The 392-nt window shown below is 64.0% G+C and carries 1 protein-coding gene; it reads right to left on the bottom strand.

Annotated features, from left to right (window positions below; all coding sequences use genetic code 11):
• On the bottom strand, positions 1-199 hold a 199-nt coding region (locus tag EOC94_RS34450), incomplete at its 3' end, for a hypothetical protein (RefSeq protein ID WP_127295908.1).
• Positions 200-392: the final 193 nt, after the last annotated feature.

The following is a 392-nucleotide window of genomic DNA, read 5'->3' as shown; positions in this document are numbered from 1 at the left end:
CTCCTGATGCGCGCACATCGCATCGCGCGGCGGCACAGGTATCACACCGTGCGCCCCGCTCGCCGGGAGCCTGTCCTCCATGCGTGCAGGCGACGCGCGAGATGTCTTCCTTCACCTCCGCGTAAGCGGTCACGCCGAGCAGGCAGGTCGTCGCGACCAGGGCTGCCACGAGCCAACCGTTCAGCAGATGTTGACGCATTGTCTCTCCTCCGATTGCAGCAGGATCGGGCTTGGAGGCAACCGTTGGATGTCACGAAAAGCGCCTCCCGCACGGGCGCTGTTACAAACGGCCATACCCGGCTCGCTCTACCTGATCCCAGCTATGTCGGCGGCAACCGATCCATGGCAGACTGGGTACGATCGGTTGGGTATTTTCCGCCCGGCTGCTACAG

The organism is Mesorhizobium sp. M6A.T.Ce.TU.016.01.1.1, from assembly GCF_003997065.1.
In the GTDB taxonomy this organism is placed as follows: Bacteria; Pseudomonadota; Alphaproteobacteria; order Rhizobiales; family Rhizobiaceae; genus Mesorhizobium; species Mesorhizobium mediterraneum.
The sequence above is the reverse complement of the archived record's forward strand: the minus strand, read 5'-3'. Positions and strand labels throughout refer to the sequence as shown.